This is a genomic window from Streptococcus sp. E17BB (assembly GCF_041807725.1).
GTDB classification, from domain to species: Bacteria; Bacillota; Bacilli; order Lactobacillales; family Streptococcaceae; genus Streptococcus; species Streptococcus entericus.
This window is the reverse complement of the sequence record NZ_JBGTZC010000038.1, coordinates 1-18,748: the sequence shown is the minus strand read 5'-3', so window position 1 is coordinate 18,748 and position 18,748 is coordinate 1. Positions and strand designations below refer to the sequence as shown.

General features: G+C 44.5%; 11 protein-coding genes and 5 pseudogenes. 4 read left to right on the top strand and 12 right to left on the bottom strand.

Translation table 11 applies throughout. The features are described 5' to 3' along the window. Positions 1–383: 383 nt before the first annotated feature. Positions 384–698, bottom strand: a pseudogene (gene lepB / locus ACERC7_RS08980) (signal peptidase I); the annotation flags it as partial. An 89-nt stretch (positions 699–787) separates the two neighbouring features. Between lepB and ACERC7_RS08975 the strand changes: the two are divergent. Continuing rightward, a pseudogene (locus tag ACERC7_RS08975) lies at positions 788–1,718 on the top strand (IS30 family transposase). 265 nt (positions 1,719–1,983) lie between these two features. Here the strand turns inward: ACERC7_RS08975 and greA are convergent. The 5 genes from greA to ACERC7_RS08950 all read right to left on the bottom strand — a co-directional run bounded on the left by greA (position 1,984) and on the right by ACERC7_RS08950 (position 9,622). Continuing rightward, complete coding sequence (gene greA, locus ACERC7_RS08970) at positions 1,984–2,466, bottom strand: transcription elongation factor GreA (protein ID WP_373659595.1); 483 nt, start codon at positions 2,464–2,466, stop codon at positions 1,984–1,986. Positions 2,467–2,529: 63 nt separating this feature from the next. After that, a complete protein-coding gene (mltG, locus tag ACERC7_RS08965; RefSeq protein ID WP_373666735.1) occupies positions 2,530–4,239 on the bottom strand; it encodes an endolytic transglycosylase MltG in 1,710 nt (569 codons plus the stop codon). 73 nt (positions 4,240–4,312) lie between these two features. Next, positions 4,313–5,644: a UDP-N-acetylmuramate--L-alanine ligase gene (gene murC, locus ACERC7_RS08960; RefSeq protein ID WP_373659593.1), complete on the bottom strand. Its 1,332-nt coding sequence runs from the start codon at positions 5,642–5,644 to the stop codon at positions 4,313–4,315. A gap of 10 nt (positions 5,645–5,654) precedes the next feature. Then, the gene (locus tag ACERC7_RS08955; RefSeq protein ID WP_373666734.1) at positions 5,655–6,239 is read right to left on the bottom strand and encodes a hypothetical protein; all 585 of its coding nucleotides are present in this window, start codon (positions 6,237–6,239) and stop codon (positions 5,655–5,657) included. A 317-nt stretch (positions 6,240–6,556) separates the two neighbouring features. Then, positions 6,557–9,622, bottom strand: a complete 3,066-nt coding sequence (locus tag ACERC7_RS08950; protein WP_373666733.1) for a DEAD/DEAH box helicase — start codon at positions 9,620–9,622, stop codon at positions 6,557–6,559. Positions 9,623–9,723: 101 nt separating this feature from the next. On the opposite strand from ACERC7_RS08950, the pseudogene ACERC7_RS08945 reads away from it, so the two are divergent. From ACERC7_RS08945 to ACERC7_RS08935, 3 genes and pseudogenes are all read left to right on the top strand, one after another. Then, positions 9,724–9,996: pseudogene (locus ACERC7_RS08945) on the top strand (acylphosphatase); the annotation flags it as partial. A gap of 105 nt (positions 9,997–10,101) precedes the next feature. Next, positions 10,102–11,034 carry a membrane protein insertase YidC gene (gene yidC, locus ACERC7_RS08940; protein WP_373666732.1) on the top strand — a complete coding sequence of 311 codons (933 nt, stop codon included), beginning with the start codon at positions 10,102–10,104 and terminating at the stop codon, positions 11,032–11,034. Between the two features lie 167 nt (positions 11,035–11,201). Further along, positions 11,202–12,560, top strand: a pseudogene (locus ACERC7_RS08935) (ISL3 family transposase). A gap of 5 nt (positions 12,561–12,565) precedes the next feature. Here the strand turns inward: ACERC7_RS08935 and ACERC7_RS08930 are convergent. The 6 genes and pseudogenes from ACERC7_RS08930 to ACERC7_RS08905 form a co-directional block, all read right to left on the bottom strand. Beyond that, a complete protein-coding gene (locus ACERC7_RS08930; RefSeq protein WP_373666731.1) occupies positions 12,566–14,104 on the bottom strand; it encodes a beta-carotene 15,15'-monooxygenase in 1,539 nt (512 codons plus the stop codon). A gap of 23 nt (positions 14,105–14,127) precedes the next feature. Then, positions 14,128–15,342, bottom strand: a complete 1,215-nt coding sequence (gene thiI, locus ACERC7_RS08925; protein WP_373659655.1) for a tRNA uracil 4-sulfurtransferase ThiI — start codon at positions 15,340–15,342, stop codon at positions 14,128–14,130. Between the two features lie 22 nt (positions 15,343–15,364). Beyond that, complete coding sequence (locus ACERC7_RS08920; RefSeq protein ID WP_373666737.1) at positions 15,365–16,513, bottom strand: cysteine desulfurase family protein; 1,149 nt, start codon at positions 16,511–16,513, stop codon at positions 15,365–15,367. Positions 16,514–16,579: 66 nt separating this feature from the next. After that, positions 16,580–17,245 (bottom strand): TIGR01906 family membrane protein, encoded by a 666-nt coding sequence (locus ACERC7_RS08915; protein WP_373666736.1) that lies wholly within the window; start codon positions 17,243–17,245, stop codon positions 16,580–16,582. Next, complete coding sequence (locus ACERC7_RS08910) at positions 17,235–18,008, bottom strand: TIGR01457 family HAD-type hydrolase (RefSeq protein WP_373666730.1); 774 nt, start codon at positions 18,006–18,008, stop codon at positions 17,235–17,237. The genes ACERC7_RS08915 and ACERC7_RS08910 overlap by 11 nt, the downstream gene beginning before the upstream one ends. Positions 18,009–18,238: 230 nt before the next feature. After that, positions 18,239–18,613: pseudogene (locus ACERC7_RS08905) on the bottom strand (nucleotidyltransferase family protein); the annotation flags it as partial. Positions 18,614–18,748: the final 135 nt, after the last annotated feature.

The window sequence follows — 18,748 nt, the reverse complement described above, 5'->3', positions numbered from 1 at the left end:
CAACAATTTGTTGCTTAAAGTCATCACTAAATTGACGACGGATTTTTCTAGACATAGAGTTCTCCTGTTTTCTTTAGTGTAGAACACTTTATAAATTCTGTCTAGTTTAGTGTAACCGATTCACTTCCTGGGTTTCCTGCTCTTGAGAACTTGGGGGCGGCGAGATACTTGTCGAGGTTGTTGTCTGATTCGCATTGTTACCTTCCAGTGTAATGGTAGGTAAGATTAAAAAATACGTTGTTAAAAATGTCGTCAGTATAGCCGTTGCCCAAAAAGCACTTTTCCAAAACGGACGGTGCCGATAGGTTTTTAACGACTGGAGCACCCACTTATACCATGTTTCCAATGAACTTCCTCCTTTCTATTTGTCTGTTTATTATCGATTATTTAATCGTCCCAATTTCTTGCAAAGGCCAAACCCTAAAAATAATTTTTCCGACGATTTGTTCTTGTGAAATCCCACCAATCGACGTATGCCTAGAGTCCAGAGAGGTTGCACGGTTATCTCCCATAACAAAGAGTTGACCGTCTGGCACTTGATAAGGGTAAGTCAGATTTGTTTGCCCAAGAGATTGCTCCAAAATATAGGGTTTATCTAATTTTTTCTGATTCACATAGACATCACCATCGCCGTTGATGTCAACCCAGTCACCAGACTTGGCGATGACGCGTTTGACCATGATTTTATTATTGTGATAAATTGTAAAATATAGTGCAACAAAAAAACTCATAGCGTTTCTGTCGTGTAAACTGTACGTAACCATACTACCAGAACACGAGGAAACCTATGAGCTACTCCCATGAACCATAAAAGAGCGAATAAAGATAGAGACTTATTTAGAATTAGGGTTGAAACCTCATCAAATTGCTAGTAAACTTGGCGTCCATAAGTCTACCATCTCAAGAGAGTTAGAACGGTGTCCGGCTGCTTATTCCGCAGACCTAGCCCAGAAACATATTGACCAAAAGGCTAAGCAAAAAGGACGACAGTCTCGTTTGACCCCTGAGTTAAAAGCGGAGATTGAACAAGGTTTGAGAGCCTCTTGGTCTCCCGAACAGATTTGCGGTCGCTATCGGCTGGAAGACAAGCCAATGGTCGCTTTTAAGACCATCTATAACTGGCTCTATGCTGGCTTGATCGACATAGAACTCAACGTCTTACGTCGCAAAGGAAAAAGCCGACAACCCAGAGAAACTCGTGGGAAATTCATGATTGGAACACCGATTTCCAAACGCCCTAAAAAGTTAGGAATCGTCAGACTTTCGGTCACTGGGAGCTAGATACGGAGGTAGCCTCCCGAGGCAAAAGTAAGGGCTGTTTAGCGACCTTTGTGGAGAGGAAAACACGCTTTTACCTGGCTTTCAAGATGCCAGGTAGAACAGCTGAATCCATGTTTTCAGCCATCGAACAACTCCTGACGTTATTTCCAAAAGAAGCCTTTAAAACCTTTACTTCAGATAGGGGGAAGGAATTTGCCTGTTATCCCTTGGTGGAAAACTTAGACATTCCTTTTTACTTTGCGGATCCCTATTCGTCTTGACAAAGAGGAAGCAATGAGAACGCCAATGGTTTACTGAGGGAATATTTCTCCAAGAAAACCGATTTGGCTGCTATTTCTGATGGACAATTGGCGAAAGTCTTATTTGACATCAATAACCGACCACGAAAATGTTTGGCTTACAGAACAGCTTTTGAAGCACTATTGAAGGAATTGTGATAAGTGTTGCACTTATTCTTGCAATTTATCTTATAATAAACAGAGAGTGAGACGGAAATCGGTAATTCGTAAGAATGCGATTTTTCCTCACCTTTTAATTTCCTAAGTTTGAGCTGAGACGGGCTCTTCCAGAACCGTTTTCGAGGCTGATAAATGTCTAGTTTATCTTTATAAGTTAACGCCATAAGAAAGGCACCCAAAAAAGTTAGATTTTTCCGTCCAACTTTTGGGGTGCAGTTCACTTTTGTCCCAGCCTCTATTTTTATTACTTGGTTTTTGTCACTTTTAGAATCTCAACATCATAACTGCATGTAGGGGCGAGAATCGTTGCGGTATCGCCTGAACGCTTACCGATAATAGCTTGTGCAAATGGACTCTCATTAGAAATTCTACCCGCCAAAACATCAGCTGCTGCTGAACCAACAATAGAATAAGTTTCTTTTATCTTACTTCCAATTTCTCTGATAACAACCGTTTTTCCTATAGCTACTTCATCTTTTGCAATAGAATCACTATCAATGATAACTGCAAAACGAATCTGGGTCTCAAGCATAGAGATTTGCCCTTCGACAAAGGCTTGCTCATCTTTTGCTGCATCATATTCACTGTTTTCGGAAAGGTCACCATAAGAACGAGCGATTTTCAAACGCTCAACAACTTCTGGACGACGGACAAGGATCAGCTCCTCTAGTTCTTTTTCTAGCTGTTCTTTTTCAGCTAAGGTCATCGGATATGTTTTTTCAGCCATAACTTTCACTTTCTATATCAACACCAAACTTGACGTGCGAACACATCAAGTTTGTTACTTTTATTACGGTAATTTACTGTTAACGTATTTTTCAACGTTAGCTTCATGGTCTTCAAAGGTTTCTGCATAGTAAACCTTGCCAGTTGTCACGTCAGCCACAAAATAGAGGTAATCGGTTTGAGCGGGCATGATAGTCGCTTGGATGGCTTTCAAACTCGGGCTATCCACTGCACCTGGCATTAGGCCAACATTAGTATAAATGTTGTATGGGGAGTCAATCGCCGTATCAATGGCTGTATCCTCAGCTAAGGTTGTCTTATCACCTAGCTTATCCATTGCATACAAGATGGCAATATTACTCTGTAACGGCATATCAATGGCCAAACGATTGTAGAAAACACTAGCAATCTTCTGACGATCATCATCTGAAGAGCCTTCTTTTTCAACCAGCGATGCTAGGGTCAGAACCTCATTAACTGTCTTACCTTTCTCAGCAATGGTTGCATAATGAGGAGCCAAATTATTATCCATAGCTGCCAGCATCTCATCTAAGAGTCCTTCTAATGTCGTTGTCTCATAATAAGAGTAGGTTGCTGGGAAGAGGTAACCTTCTAATTGGAATTTCACTAATGAGGCATCTGGTAGGCTACCCAGAAGATTTGGGTATTTCTCAACCATTCGAGCGATGACCTCTGGATTTTGCACGAGGGCAAGGAAGTCTTCTTCTGAGAATGGTGACTTATCCGTTTTATCATCTGTTGCGCCGTTTAGAGCAACAGCTTTAGCAATTTGGGTCAATGTATAGCCTTCTGGAATGACAATTTTTCCAAGTGCTGGTAAAACTGGCTCTGGTGTTCCCCCTTCTTGGAGTAATTTTGAAATATCATCAAGTGACATGCTCTTTTGAAGGTTGTAATAGCCACTCTGGAAGTTTGAATAGTTTTTGAACTTTGTATAGTAATTAAAAATTGTACTACTTTTAATCAAACCATTTTCTTCCAAAATTTGACCAATTTGACGGTTGCTAGATCCTGATGGAATCTCCACTTGCACGTAATCAGTTGCTGTCTTATCCAATGGTCCTACAGCACTAGACACATAGCGGTACCCAAAGAAAGCTGTCACCAGGAGCAAGACAACAATCGTTGTTCCCAAAATCAGTGAAATTTTCTTTGCCAGAGAACTATTTTTCTGACGTTTCTGTTGTCTAAAAGCATCATCCGCAACAATATAGTCCTCGTAATCGTCATCAACTGGATTATCAGCAAAGAGATCCTGATCAAAAGGAAGGACTTCCGGACGATGGTCAGTTTCTTCTGCAACTGGCTCTAAACCACTCAAACTAGCTTGTTCGATGATGACGGTATCGCCAAAGTCATTAAATGTGGTTTCTCGGAGAGATTCCAAATCAATCGGAGCTGTCTCAGAGAAATCTGGAATGGCCGTCTCTGATAGACTATCATAGCGCTCTAACTCACGTCGAATAACTTCGCGTTCAGCTTCAAGAACATCTTCTTCAGGAGACAATTGTTCGATTGGTTCATCAGGCATAGCCTTATCTTGGTCAACTAATGGCTCAGTCTCCAATGTAGCATCTTGCTCATGACAAGCCAACTCAGCCTCCAAAGCAGCTTCCTGACGAGCTTTCTCTTCCTGAGCTAATCGTTCTTCACGCTGACGAGACGCTTGGCGCAAGTCCTCTAGAATTTTTTCCTTGAATGTTTTATCGTGAGTGGCATTTGGACGGTCGTCATCATTAAAGATATCGGTCACGGCAGAACCTCCTTGTGTTTATCATCATACTATTATAACTGAATTAACTATAAATTTCAAGTTATCGCTTACTTTATTGGTTATTTCGTGTTAGATTAGATAATAACTGTTCAAAAGATTGCTCGTAGGACTGAATATCACCAGCTCCCATAAAGACATAGACGGCATTTTGATGATCTAACAAAGGTGAAACGTTTTCGACAGTAATGACACTAGCAGGTTTGGTGATGCGATTAGCCAAATCCTCAACCTTGACCTCACCCTTATCCACTTCGCGAGCCGAGCCATAAATCTGAGCCAGATAAACACTATCCGCTTCATTCAATGCTATGGCAAAATCATCTAGGAGTGCGATGGTTCGAGTGAAGGTATGCGGTTGAAAAACAGCAACAATTTCTTTTTCTGGGTATTTCTGACGTGCAGCATCAAGGGTTGCAATAATCTCTGTCGGGTGATGGGCAAAATCATCGATAATCACTGTGTCATCGATTCGTTTCTCAGTAAAGCGACGTTTGACGCCAGCAAAGGTACGGATATGCTCACGCACCAACTCCATACTAAACCCTGCAATATAGAGATTACCAATAACCGCAAGAGCGTTTAAAATGTTATGGCTACCATAAGCAGGCATGTGGAAGATACCTAAGTCCTCACCGCGATAGAGCACTCGAAAGTCTGAGCCTTCTGTTGTCCGCAAAATATCGACAGCTTGGAAATCATCCGCTGGCTCAAAACCGTAATAATAAATCGGTGCGGCTGCTTCTATTTGTCTGAGATACTTATCACCACCGTAGAGAAACAGTCCCTCGCTGACCTGTTTAGCATAGTCGTTAAACGCGTTAAACACGTCGTCAACACTGGTGAAATAATCAGGATGGTCAAAATCTATATTAGTAATAATCGAATAGGCGGGATAATAAGGCGCAAAATGCCTTTCATACTCATCAGATTCAAACACAAAATAAGAACTTTGATCAGAACCACGACCTGTTCCATCACCAATCAAATAACTGGTATCTGTGATATGGCGCATCACATGGGCTAGAAGACCCGTTGTTGAGGTTTTGCCATGAGCACCTGCCACACCAAAACTGGTAAACTGAGTCATGAGATCGCCTAAGAATTCATGGTAACGTTGAAATGGAATGCCCTGTTCCAAGGCATAAGCTACTTCAATATTGTTATCTGGCCTAAAAGCATTTCCTGCAATGAGCGTCACATCGGGCTGAATATTATCTGTCGAAAAGGGCAAAATCTTAACGCCAGCCAATTCAAGGTCACGCTGGGTAAAGTAATACTGATCAACATCACTTCCTTGCACATCATGCCCCATCTGATGCAACATCAGTGCTAGAGCGCTCATTCCTGAGCCCTTAATCCCAATAAAATGATAAGTTTTTGTCATTTAATTCTCCTCAGTTTTGTTCTTCAAGACGGGACAGGTTTAGTTCTTGGGCCACACGTTGTTCCTTTTGACGTTGAATGGCATCCTGATTGTAGATTTGACTCCGTTTCAAGAAGTCATAATTGTTCTTTTTAGGCTCTTTTGCTGAAGCATTAACAGGTTCTTGGTAGAGTTGTGGTAACTCTGCTAAGATGTAGGCATCTTGTCTAAGGGCTTTAGCATAGTCGCCCCAGCCCTTTATGGGTTTGTTAGTAGCAACTCGCGCTTGTGAGCGAGAGGACACTGGCTCTTTTGATTTTGGAATAATGGGCATTTCACGTGTCAGCAGGGCTTGTCGCTTTTTCTTAAGGTCTGCTCGTGCTTCTTGACGCCCTTTTTCTGCCGGCTCAAAAACCGGCTGAGTAGTTGGAGGCGTGTCAGCTACTCCAGCAGGCTCACCAGCAGTTTCCACCTCGTCAGCATAAATTTTATCTTGATAGTTGCCTTTAATATTTGTAATCACATCCTCATTCTCATACAGGGACATCACCCGAGCAAGCTTGATAACAGGCTCGTCATCAGCCACAAGAGGAAATAAGTGCCGTGGTCTAGTCATGCACTGGGCTCCTTTCATAAGCAAGGTCAGAGAGTGGAACAAAAATCGGTAATTCGTCAGAATTCGATGAGCCGTTGGCCCACCTCCGCACAGCTCAAACAGCCATCTTTAGTCTGTTTGAGGTTGTGGATAGAGCAATCAAGGCTCGCACAATCGTCAGGGCTGTTCAGCTGATAAAATCAGCGAATTAGAGCCCACTCAACCACTGCGCCTTGCTTGAAAATTAAAAATCAATTGAGAAGTTAAGACTTTTGTCCCGGCCTCCTATCCTTCAACACCACATTATACCGTAAAATAGATTTTTTTTCAAAGACTACTTATTCCGAAATGCCTAAAATTTCCTTGATTTCAGCAAGTGTCAAACTAGATTTTGGCACATCACCGTCCAGAACATCTTTGATTAAATGGCGCTTGTTATCTTGCAGAGCCAGAATCTTTTCTTCGATGCTTCCTTTGGTAATCAGACGATAGACTTGAACAGGTTTATCTTGTCCCAGCCGATGTGCCCGCCCAATCGCTTGTAGTTCGACGGCAGGATTCCACCACAGATCAACAAGGATAACTGTGTCTGCACCAGTGAGGTTGAGACCAACACCACCAGCCTTTAATGACATCAGAAACACATCCCGACTGCCTTTATTAAATGCGGTCGTCATTTCTTGACGTTCCCTTGGTGGCGTTGACCCTGTCAGAATGTAGTTGTTCAGACCTAGTTCTTGTAATTGCTCTTCAATCAAGGTCAACATGCCTCTGAATTGGGAAAAGATTAAGACCCTATGTCCGTTATCTTTGAGTTGGACCAGTAAGTCTCTAAGCCCATCAAGCTTGCCACTACTTCCTTCGTAAGGCATGAACAACTGCGGCGTATTGCAGATTTGCCTCAACCGTGTAATTCCTGATAAAATCTCAATTTTATCTCTAGCAAATTCTGCCTGGCTGGTTTGAAGTACCCTCTGTTGCATGCGTTCCAGCTGTGCCAGATAAATGGTTTTCTGACCATCACTCATGTCGTTATGATAGGTGATTTCAGTCATATCTGGCAATTCAGGAAGAACCTCTTCTTTCCGACGACGTAGCAAAAACGGACGAATGATGCGTGCGACTGCCTGTGCAGACAGCTGATTAAATTGGGTCTTACTTGTAAATAAGCCAGGTAAAACAATCTGAAATATCGACCAGATTTCTAACAAGCGGTTTTCAATCGGTGTGCCAGACAGGGCAAAGCATCTCGAAACCGGAAAGTCTCTCAGGGCTTGCGCAATCTTGGTTTGACTATTTTTCAAGACCTGTGCTTCATCTAAAATCAAGTAGTCAAAATGATAGTCCTGATAGGTCAGCAAGTCCTGACGAAAACTATGATAGGAGGTCAACAGCACAGCATCCTGCTGTCTGATGCTGGCTTCTCTCTGAGCCTTAGTCCCCTGAACCACACTGACTGCTACCTCCGGCAAAAACTTGGCAAACTCTTCCTGCCAGTTATAAACCAAACTAGAAGGCGCTAAAATGAGTGCACGCTGACCAGCACACAGCTGTCTCGACAAGAAAGCAATGGTCTGCAAGGTCTTGCCAAGCCCCATGTCATCAGCTAAAACACCGCCAAAACCATAATGATCCAAAACAGACAGCCACTGCACGCCACGTTGCTGGTACCCTCGTAAGGTCGCAGAAATAGGAAGTTCTCCCAGCTCAAAAGTTTCAGGGTGCGAAAGATGAGTTGTCATGGATTGCAATTCATCAGAAAAATTAACCCTGTCATAACTGGACAAGGCATCTTTAAGTTGAAAACTAGCAAGGTTAGACACTTGAAACCGACTCTTATCGAGGTGCTTAGCCCGCAAATTTAACAACGTCTGTGAAATCCGCTTAACCTCATCGTCGAATACCACCACTTGACCCGAACGGCTAATAAAATAAGGCTCTTGCTCTTGAAGACTGATGACCGCCTGTTCAATATCAGTCGGGCTAAGGTCAGAAAAATCAAAATTGACCTCTAGCAAACCGCCAGCCCTCTCAAAAGCAATACGTGGTCTAACCACCTGCCACAAGGCCTCAACAGCTGGTGACAAGGTCACCTGCCCCAAGCAGCGCAACTGCGGTAGTTCTTGTTCAAAAAATTGATAAAGTTCAGCTTGTTTGGGCAGAGCTCGATAACTACTAAAAGTTGGCGCAAAGCCTAGCCTCACCAATGTTCTATCAATCTCTCGCTTCTTTTTAGGGTGACTAGTAAATGGCAGAGCCATAAACTCAGATTGTTCCTTGACTGTTAGCTCATCATAGTGTAGAACAAGGTCTAGTCTCAGTTGATGATCCTCTTGAGTGATGATAAATTCTGGTTCAAAATCTTTAATAGCAAATGAGAGCGGTGCCTGGACAGGTCCCAAGGTTGAAAAATCAAATAAATGTTCTGCCAGTCGTCCTTGCTCGGTCAAATCCATAATCAAGGTTTTATGCCAGTCTGCTCCGATAGGTAAACTGCTAAGCGCCTTGAACAGGCGTTGCTGACTATCAGTTAAGGCGTAAAAAACACCCTCACGATAAAGATACTGTCCCTCAAATAGGGAAAGATCATAGCGTTCTTTGATGACTAGTCCTATATGATCAAGCTCTAACCTAACCTCGAATTGAAAGAGCTTATACTCAGCTGCCAAGGGCTTCAAGTTGGGTTGCGTTAACACTTGACCTGCTAAGAGGGTTAATGAAAAGGAAGATAGTTTCCCAAGTACCTCTAGCCCTTCTGCAAAAAATCCGCCTGGCAAAAAAAGATGGCGACCATAGGTTGGGAAGAACGTTGAACTGTCGCTAGAGGCCAGGCGATTTAAAAAGTGCAACACTTCTTGGCTGGCTGAATCAAACCAGCCCGTGCTTAGTTGCTCATAGTAATTCTTACCGATTTGGTAATGTTTTTGATCACGCACCAGACTGAGAAAAGCTGGAATATCACGAATCACATAGGAGCGCTGGTCGGGTAAGCGCTGAATTTTAATCGTCCATAGCAACTGCTGACCATAAGGTCGCTCTCCGATGACTGACAAGCAATACTTATTCTCTTCATGCGGAAGTTCCTCTAATTCATCTAAAAAACGACTGGCAAAAAGATACTCTGAACGGCTCTGCTGGACAGTCTCTTCAACTTTGGGTGTCGCTTCAGATAGTAGATGGTGTTTCACAAAATGCTCCGCACCTGCCAAATGAGCGCAATACCCTTTAGTCGCAAAGAAATCACAATTACAATGATTGAAGTAGTCATCATCAGCGTAAGTTACCTCAGCATCTCCCACCATCAGTTGATGGCTTTGTTCATTACTATCCTGTAGCTGAACTTGACCAGTTTGATAAAGGGCGACCCCTTCTTGTCTGACCCAGCTTGGCATCAACTTTGCCATCTTGACCTCCAAAAACTTAATTATCTATTATATCACAAATACGACCATTTTATGGTAAACTAACCTTGATAAAAGATTTTTTTAAGGAGAGCAAGATGTAAAAGGTCAGATTACTTGTAGCAGGTCGGGTTCAGGAGATTGGGTTTCGTTATGCGACTCAGGCGCTAGCCATGGAAATTGGCGGTATTTATGGACGGGTCTGGAATAATGACGATGGTACTGTCAAAATTCTCGCTCAGGCTGAAGAACATCACGAATTACAGCGATTTATTCATGGGATTAGAAATAATCCTTCACCCTTTGCTAAGGTGACTTATGTCGATGTCACACCTGTCGCTTTTTCAGATTACAGCGATTTTCGAGTGGTTAACTGAGTGTCCCTGTCACAAACTGACGAAATACTACCTAAACTGTTGAGAATTTTTTCAAAAAAAGGTAGAATGTTATGGTATCACAAAAAAGCAAAGGAATACATGATTTTGAAAAAACATCGACTCTTACTCTCAGGTTTAAGCCTGAGCCTACTTATGCTCCTAGCTGGGTGTGTCAACACTGTGAATGGCGTCCCTACTAAGGATGACCCGATTTGGAATTATCTCGTTGCCCCAATGGGTGAAGTAATTCGCTATTTCGCTGTTGATAAAGCACTCGGCTTTGGGATTGCGATTATCCTTGTGACCATCTTGGTGCGTGTCTTGATCATCTTGCCTCTTGGACTTTATCAGTCTTGGCAAGCCACTTATCAGGCTGAGAAACGTAACTACTTTAGCCATATTTTCGAACCACTAAATAAACGCCTACGAGAGGCTGAGACCAACGATGAAAAGTTGGCCATCCAGACCGAAATCATGGCGTTAAACAAAGAATATGGTCTTAGTCTCTTTGGCGGCATAGGATGCTTACCGATTCTGATTCAAATGCCATTCTTCTCTGCCCTCTTCTATGCTGCACGCTATACAGAAGGCATCAGTGGCACGAGTTTCCTCTGGTTCCGCTTGGATCAGCCAGACCTGATTTTGACCGCAATCATCGCCGCACTTTACCTTTTGCAAGCTCATCTGTCTCTAGCAACTGTTCCTGAAGAGCAAAAAGCTCAAATGAAAACAACCATGTACATGATGCCAATCATGATGGTCGGATTCGGTTTTACGTCTCCTGCTGGGGTCCTTCTCTACTGGTTAGTCGGTGGTGTGATTGCTATTTTCCAACAACTTCTGGTTACCTATATAATCAAGCCACGCCTAAGAGCTAAGGTCGAGGAAGAGTATCGCCTTAACCCACCGAAAGCCTATAAGCCGAAGACAGCAAAACCTGCTAAACCAGTTCATGACAGCAAAGAAGCTCCTAAAGCCATCACTGCTAACATCGATAATAAAAAACGTAATGCTGGTAAGCAAAAACGCCGCTCATAGTATCAAAAAACTGGATGTTTAGTCCAGTTTTTTCTATATTTTTTGGCTCTATAATTTCTGTAGTGGGTAAATCCACCATGGAGATTATAGAGCCTTTTGAGTGTAGAAAAAAAGTTCCATATGACCTACAATGAAAAGTGCTTAAACAACTCATTAGAAAGACACATATGGAACAGTTCAATTCTATCACAAACCTACTCGGAATTAAAGACCCTAATATCACTATTTTGGAGGTTGTGGAGGCTGGGAGTCACAAAGAAGTCATCGCTAAACTCGATTACCCTGCTCCAAAATGCCAACATTGCCAGGGACAGATGGCCAAGTACGACTTCCAGAAACTATCCAAAATACCTTATCTTGAGTGTGCTGGTTACAAGACACTCATTCGCTTGCGAAAGCGCCGCTTTCGTTGCTCAAATTGCGGGAAAATGGCTGTCGCTGAAACGTCACTGGTCAAGTCAACCATCAAATTCCTGTCATTCTTAATCAGAAAATCGCTCAAAAATTGATGGAGAAAGTCGCCATGACGGCCATCGCTGAAAGCCTAACCGTATCAACCTCAACCGTCATCCGAAAACTAAAGGAAGGCCAGTTCAAGACTGATCTGACCTAGCTCCCTGAGAACATGTCCTGGGACTCAAACAGTCTGGGGAGAGACTGTTTGAGGTGCGAGCCTTGAAACGAGAAAGCGAGCAACAGTTTCAAGAAAGGCAAAATGAGCTTCATCGCTCAAGACTTTGACTCGCTCAAAATCATCACAATTCTAGACGGTCGGACACAAGCCACCATTCGTAACCACTTTCTGCGCTATCCGAGAGACGTCAGGAACCGTGTTAAGGTCATCACCATGGACATGTTTAGCCCTTATTACGACATCGCTAAGAAACTATTTCCAAATGTGAAAATCGTTCTCGATCGTTTCCACATTGTCCAGCATATGAGCAGGGCCATGAACAGGCTACGCATCCAAGTAATGAACCAGTTTGATCGAAAGTCTCACGAATACAGAGCCCTAAAGCGCTACTGGAACCCTCGCTCTCTCGTTTTCAAGCTCGGGCTAAACTAGTCCACTGGACTAGTTTACTCCAACAAGACAGTCGAAAGCTCAGCGATAAACGCTTTTATCGCCCAACTTTTCGCAGGCACTTGACTAATCAGGAGGTTGTCACTAAACTGCTCGGCTATTCTCAAGAGCTAAAAGAACACTACGAGCTTTATCAACTGCTCCTGTTTCATTTCCAGGAGAAGCAAGCTGACCAGCTCTTTGGGCTGATTGAGGAGACGATTTCAAGCGTTAATCCTGTCTTTCAGACAGTTTTTAGAACATTTTTGAAGGATAGGGACAAGATTATCAATGCCTTGGAATTGCCCTACTCAAACGCCAAACTCGAGGTGACCAACAATCTCATCAAGGTCATTAAGCGCAACGCTTTTGGTTTCAGAAACTTTGAAAAGACAAAACTCGCATTTTCATTGCCATAAACATAAAACGAGAGAAGACAAGAACTGTCCTCTCTCGGTGTTAAGTGGGTCAACCCACTACAGTTGACAAAGAGCCTATTTTTTTAACTTTACGCATCAGTCGCTCTGCTATGTAAGCTAAACTATAAGCTGCAGGTTGGGTTAACAAGGAAACATAAACGGGGACATACTGACTTTTTGTCTCCCAGATGAGGTGAAAAAGAACACCGCCAATAAAAAAGAGGAAGGGAAGGTACTCAAAGAGACGCAGGGATCTACCTGCCGTCTGCCGTGAGCGACATAGCCAATAAACAGCTGCCAGACTGTAGACCAGCCACAACCAGACCCCTCCCAAACGATTCAGCACGGCATAGCCAGTGCCCTCCTCATAAATGCTTTTTAGCAAGGACGTATGGGTATACTGACCACGTGCCGTTAAGGGTCCTGTCCAAATTGACTGGAAGGTCGGGTCTAACCAGGTCGAGTGAAATTTGTCTCTAAAAAATTTTGAAGCATAACCAGCATCAGATGCCAGCCGACCAAGGGCTTGTTTCAAATCCGTTCGAGCTTTTTCTTTCGCCAATGTTTGATCATAGCCGACTTTTTTTAATAAGTTTGTGTTATAAGTATTCCACCAGCCACCAACAGCACCCTTGGGGTCTTCTTGCAAGCCCATCGTGACATAGGCTAGTTTTGGAACCCCTGGAGATAAGGGCTGACCAATCGCCATTTCATAAGAAAAGGTTAGCAATTTGCTTAGTAGAAAAAAACTGACCAGCAGAGCAAGCGGTAATTTGAGGTAACATTTGCTAAGAGTTTTACCATAGGCCATCAGCCACAGAATGAACAAGACAATCAGGAAGATTTGATAGTTATTCCTAACGATTCCAGCAAAGACTGCCATCAAAATGCCTAAAATTGCCCAAGTTAGACGATGAGATTGCTGGTCTTTGAGGAAAAAATAGGTTGCAAGCACAATGAGAAATGCGCCAGGTATTGCCCCATAAGCAAACAGAATAAAGAAAAACTGGGGCAAAAAGGCAAAGGACAAGAGTATCAGATAATTTGTCACAAGACCCTTGTGATAAAGCTTATGGCAAATTGCAGCCTGAAGCCTAAGGGTCGCTAGCACTAAGATGAGATTGACACCGAAAATAAAACGTGGGCTAGATGAAAATAAGAGATAAAATCTCTCCAAAGTAACTAGCCCCAGTTGATGAGGGTGTAGGTAGAGGTACGCCCCTTGCTTGGTAAGAGAAGAAAAGTCCCCTTGGTTCATAGCAAGAGCGGCTTCAAAAACTCGTTTGGCATCAGCACGAATTACTGAATCGACATGGCTAATCAAACCATATCCAGCTAGTAGATAGAGGAGCGCACACCCCAAAAATAGATGATGGGGTGGTATCTTTTTGAGCAAAGGCGCTAGAGCAACCAAAAGAAGCAAACCTATACCCACCTCAATCAACACACTTGGTTGTTGTCGAATGAAAATCATATCCTCCAAACGGGTCAAAGGCATATAGGCTTGAAGTCGTAGGAGCTGGACGGACAAATAGAATAAGAGAAGAGCAGATATGCCAATAATAACTGCTTGAATGAGCCTAGCCACATAACGATTAAAGCTCTGCCACATTACAACAGTTCCTCAATCAAATCAGCCATCTCGTCTTTTTCCACTTGAGGTGTGATGGTAGTCAACTTAATCCCAGCCACTGCACGCTCGACCAGACCATCGACATCCAGACGTGCCTCATACTGCTCGGCATTTTTGAGTTTGGGATTGGTCTTTGGACGGTCTGGAGCGAAAATAGCACAGCAATCTTCAAAGGGCTGGATAGAAATATCAAAAGTGTCGATTTTTTGCGCCAACTCGATGATTTCCAGCTTGTCCATGGTCACAACAGGACGGATAACAGGCGTATTGGTCACGGCGTTGATGGCGACCATACTCTCCAGAGTCTGACTGGCCACCTGTCCCAGACTTTCCCCGTTGATGATCACCAAGCCCTTTCGCACCTCACGAATACGGTCGGTAATCCGCATCATAAATCGACGAGTCAGGGTCATCAGATAGGCTTCGGGTGCCTTATCCTTAATTTCCTCCTGAATCTCTGTAAACGGCACTTCAATAAAGGTGATGTTGCCACCGAACTTGGTCAGCTTGCGCGTCAGGTCGTGCGCTTTCTTGAGCGCACCTGGGCTGGTGTAGGGTGGACTGGCAAAGTGAACCGCTTCAATCTCCACCCCCCGCTTGAGCGCCAGATAGCCCGCCACAGGGGAGTCAATCCCGCCCGACAACATGAGCATGCCCTTGGGCGATGTCCCCACAGGCAAACCGCCAGCCCCCTTGACTTCCTCATGAGAGAGGTAAGCCGCTTCCTCCCGAATTTCTACCTTCAACGTCACGTCAGGAGCTTTCATTTGGGCTTTGATGGATGGCAGAGCGGTATAAACGGCATCTCCCAGATCCAGATTGAGCCCATAACTATCCAGTTCAAAGCTGTGGTCACTGCGCTTGCTGGCAATCTTAAAGGTCATGCCCTCACGGTAAAGGCCTGTCATGATAGCGACGACCGCGTCTTTGAGAGCTGGAACGGATTTCTCGACCTTGTAGACAGGTGAAAAGGCCTGGATACCGAAGATCTGCTTGAGCGATTCAGCCACAGGCTCGTAAGCTGTCCCATTGAGGTAAACGTGCCCACGATCACGGTCAGCCTTGACCACAACCTCTGGGTATACGGACAGAACATCAGCGATGTTCTTGCGAAGTTTGTTGATGAAGCGCATCTTGTTCTTGCCCTTGGTGGACAACTCACCAAAGCGAATCATGATTTCTTGATACTGCATGTGTCTCCTTTACTTGGACGGCTTAGCGTCTCACTTTCTCGGTCTTATCGTAAATCTGCTTGAAAATGGTCAAAAATTGCTCCACCTGCCCCATGTCGTTGTGAGCATCGAGACTAATACGGACAGCGGTCTGGGCATCACGGACAGGCACACCCATAGCAATCAGGGTCCCAGCTGGCTGACCAGCCTTGGAGGAGCAGGCTGAGGTAGTCGACAGGTAAATCTCATGTTCTTCAAAGGCATGAACCGTGACTTCGCCGCGAACGCCCTTGATGCCAAAGGTGATGATGGACGGTGAAAACCACTCATCTGTCCCTGAAAAGAGACGAACATCCTCAAACTGGCTCAAGGCCTTATGCAGGACGTCTCTCATCGCACGCACCTTGACACGCTGGTCATGGTCATTTTCTAGGGTCAATCGCAGCGCTTTGGCTGTTGCCGCAATGGCTGGGAGGTTCTCTGTCGTCGAGCGCAAATCGCTCTCCTGACCACCGCCTGTTAAAAGCGGTGCAATCCGCTTACCAGACTTTTTATAGAGCCAGCCGACACCACGTAAACCACGAAATTTATGACTGGAGAAAGAGGCCAAGTCCACACGGTCTGTCAGCACATCAGCCATATCACGCTTGCCAACCGCCTGCACGGCATCCACATGAAAGGTGATGCCTGGCTTATCCGCCAAAAGGTCGGAGATGGCTGAGATGGGTTGGATAGCTCCAATTTCATTGTTAACTGCCATGACGGACACCAAAATGGTATCAGGTCTGATGAGGGCTGAAAGGGCTGGGAGGTCAATCAGTCCAGCCTTGTCCACAGGAGCATAGCTCACCTCAAAGCCCAAGGTTTCCAGCCATTTGGCTGAGGTCCGCACCGCAGGGTGTTCGACACTAGACACGATGAGGTGCTTCCCAAAACTGCTCTTTTCAAGGGCAGTCCCCTTGATGGCCCAGTTGTCACTCTCCGTCCCACCAGAAGTGAAAAAAATCTCCTCTGGCAAACAGCCTAAGAGCTCGGCTATTTGGCGTCTTGACGCCTCAAGCAACCGCGTCGCCTGACCCCCCAGACCATGAAGGCTAGAGGGGTTCCCGAAAATCTTAGTCGCGACCTGCTGATAAGTCGCCATCGCCTCGGGATAGGGCTGGGTCGTCGCGGCATTGTCAAAATAAATCACGTCGTCACTCGTTTCTATCAAAATTAAAGGTGGACTGTTAAAAGGAGCCAGCACGGTTCCTCCTCTTCAATCAGCCTGAATAAAACAAAATCTATTCTCTAAACTGTCAGAAGCCGACTGTCGGTAGCTCAACAGTAGCAACATCCCCACGAGAGCTTGGTAAATCAGAAAAAAGAGGATAAAACAGGCCAGGAAAAACTCGGCGGGTAGCACCAAAATCACTGGATCAGTCGTAGGGTTAAACAACCAAGAACTGTCTCCTGGGAAAAGCAAGGTATGAAAAAGAGTGAAAAAAGTTTCAAATCCAACAACCATACCCAGCCCTGCGATAAGCACAGGAAAAAGCATAGCTCCCAAAAAAATCTGTCGATAAAAAATCAGTTCCCTATCACGCATTGCTTGGAAGAAAAAGCGCACCGCAGGATAAGCTAAACCAATAAAGACTGCTTCTGCCAGCAAGAACAAGTGTTTAACATCTGCAAAATGCTTGGCACCGCTAGCAGACACAGGAAAATCAGCCATGACAAGTTCCTGCTTCAAGGGGTGAAGCAAATAAGTCATCAACTGGTTGAAATTGTCCATGAGCTCCTGCCTAGACAGGGCAACCACTGAGGTCAACTCAAACTGCTCAATGGCTATGGGATAAAACACCCAAGCTAAGCTAATCGTTAAAAGCACCGCTAGCGCCAACAACCATAATAGACCAATAAACACTTGTCCTCTAGTTCTCATCAAAATCCCACTCCGCTAAACTATTGAGGACATAGGTCGGTACCAGTGGCAAATCAGCCACCTCTTCAGGCTTGGTGAAGCCTGTCAAAACCAGCAAACTATCAATACCATGATCAATTCCCGCCCGAATATCGGTCAAGTAATTATCACCGACAACGATGGCTTCTTCTCTCGCCACTCCGAGACGCGCCAGGGCTCTCTTCATGATAATCGCATGTGGCTTACCAACAAAGGTTGCCTCAACACGAGTTGCTAACTCCAGAAGGCGGGTGATTGTTCCACCGCCCGGCAAGAGCCCACGTTCAGTTGGAATATTAAGGTCAGGGTTAGTACCGATAAAGGTTGCTCCCTTTTGAATGGCTAAGGTCGCCGTCACCAGCTTGTCATAGGTTAACTTTGTATCCAGTCCGACAACCACGTAGGCTGGCGCTTCCGTTTCCTCCACATAACCTGCTTCAAAAATCGCTTGTTTGAGACCTGCTTCTCCGATAACATAGACTGTCTTGTCCTTGCCTAACTCATTCATGTAGTCCACTGTCGCCAGGCTTGCCGTGTAGATTTGTGCCAAATCTACCTCCAGCTCACACTGGTCGCGCAATAGTGCCTGTACCGCCTCAGGCGGACGGGTGGTGTTATTGGTCACAAAAAGGTGGGGAATCCCTCGATCCTGCAACTGGCGGACAAAAGCCTCACCAGCAGGAATCCTCTCCTTACCTCGGTAAATCGTTCCATCCAAATCAATCAAATAGCCTTTATAGGTCATGGTCTTCCTTTCTTTTTTCTATGGTATCATCGCAGAGCTGCCCAGTCGGTTATTAACTCGTTTGGTGCAGAAGTCGATTAGTAAATTCATACTGCCAAAATGTCATCTGAACCAAGGAGGGGTAACCATCAATCACTGCTAAGGTATATGAAACTGGTTTAATCATCACAACCAACGCTCAACCAACAGCTGATACGATAAGCATTCTCACCAACAGACAACCTAGTTTGTTAATGATTTTCCAACTCTACCTGTAGCTGTGGCAATTTATCTGTCCAATTCTTTGATAGCACACGCTGGCGGTACAGTGCTAGACGCTCTGGATGAGCCACAAAATGCGGAGTTGGTCTGACAATAAAGTTCACTATATCTTCTAACCCATAGGGGGCAAAAATCTCCAAGTCATACTCCAATAACCGCACCGCAATCGCTGTACAGCGTTCGGGGTACTTACTGATAGCATCACAGCTGCTCTGATAAGGGGTTGTGTGGGGACTATGCTGGTGCATCAGAGCCTGATTTTTGACCTCCCAGTGATAGGATGGGTAGCGGGTGTGCAACTGGTCTTGCAGGAGATTGACTTCTTCCTGAGTCCCTTTAGGGTCAAAAAAGACAACTGAATCGGTTACACTAAACTAGACAGAATTTATAAAGTGTTCTACACTAAAGAAAACAGGAGAACTCTATGTCTAGAAAAATCCGTCGTCAATTTAGTGATGACTTTAAGCAACAAATTGTTG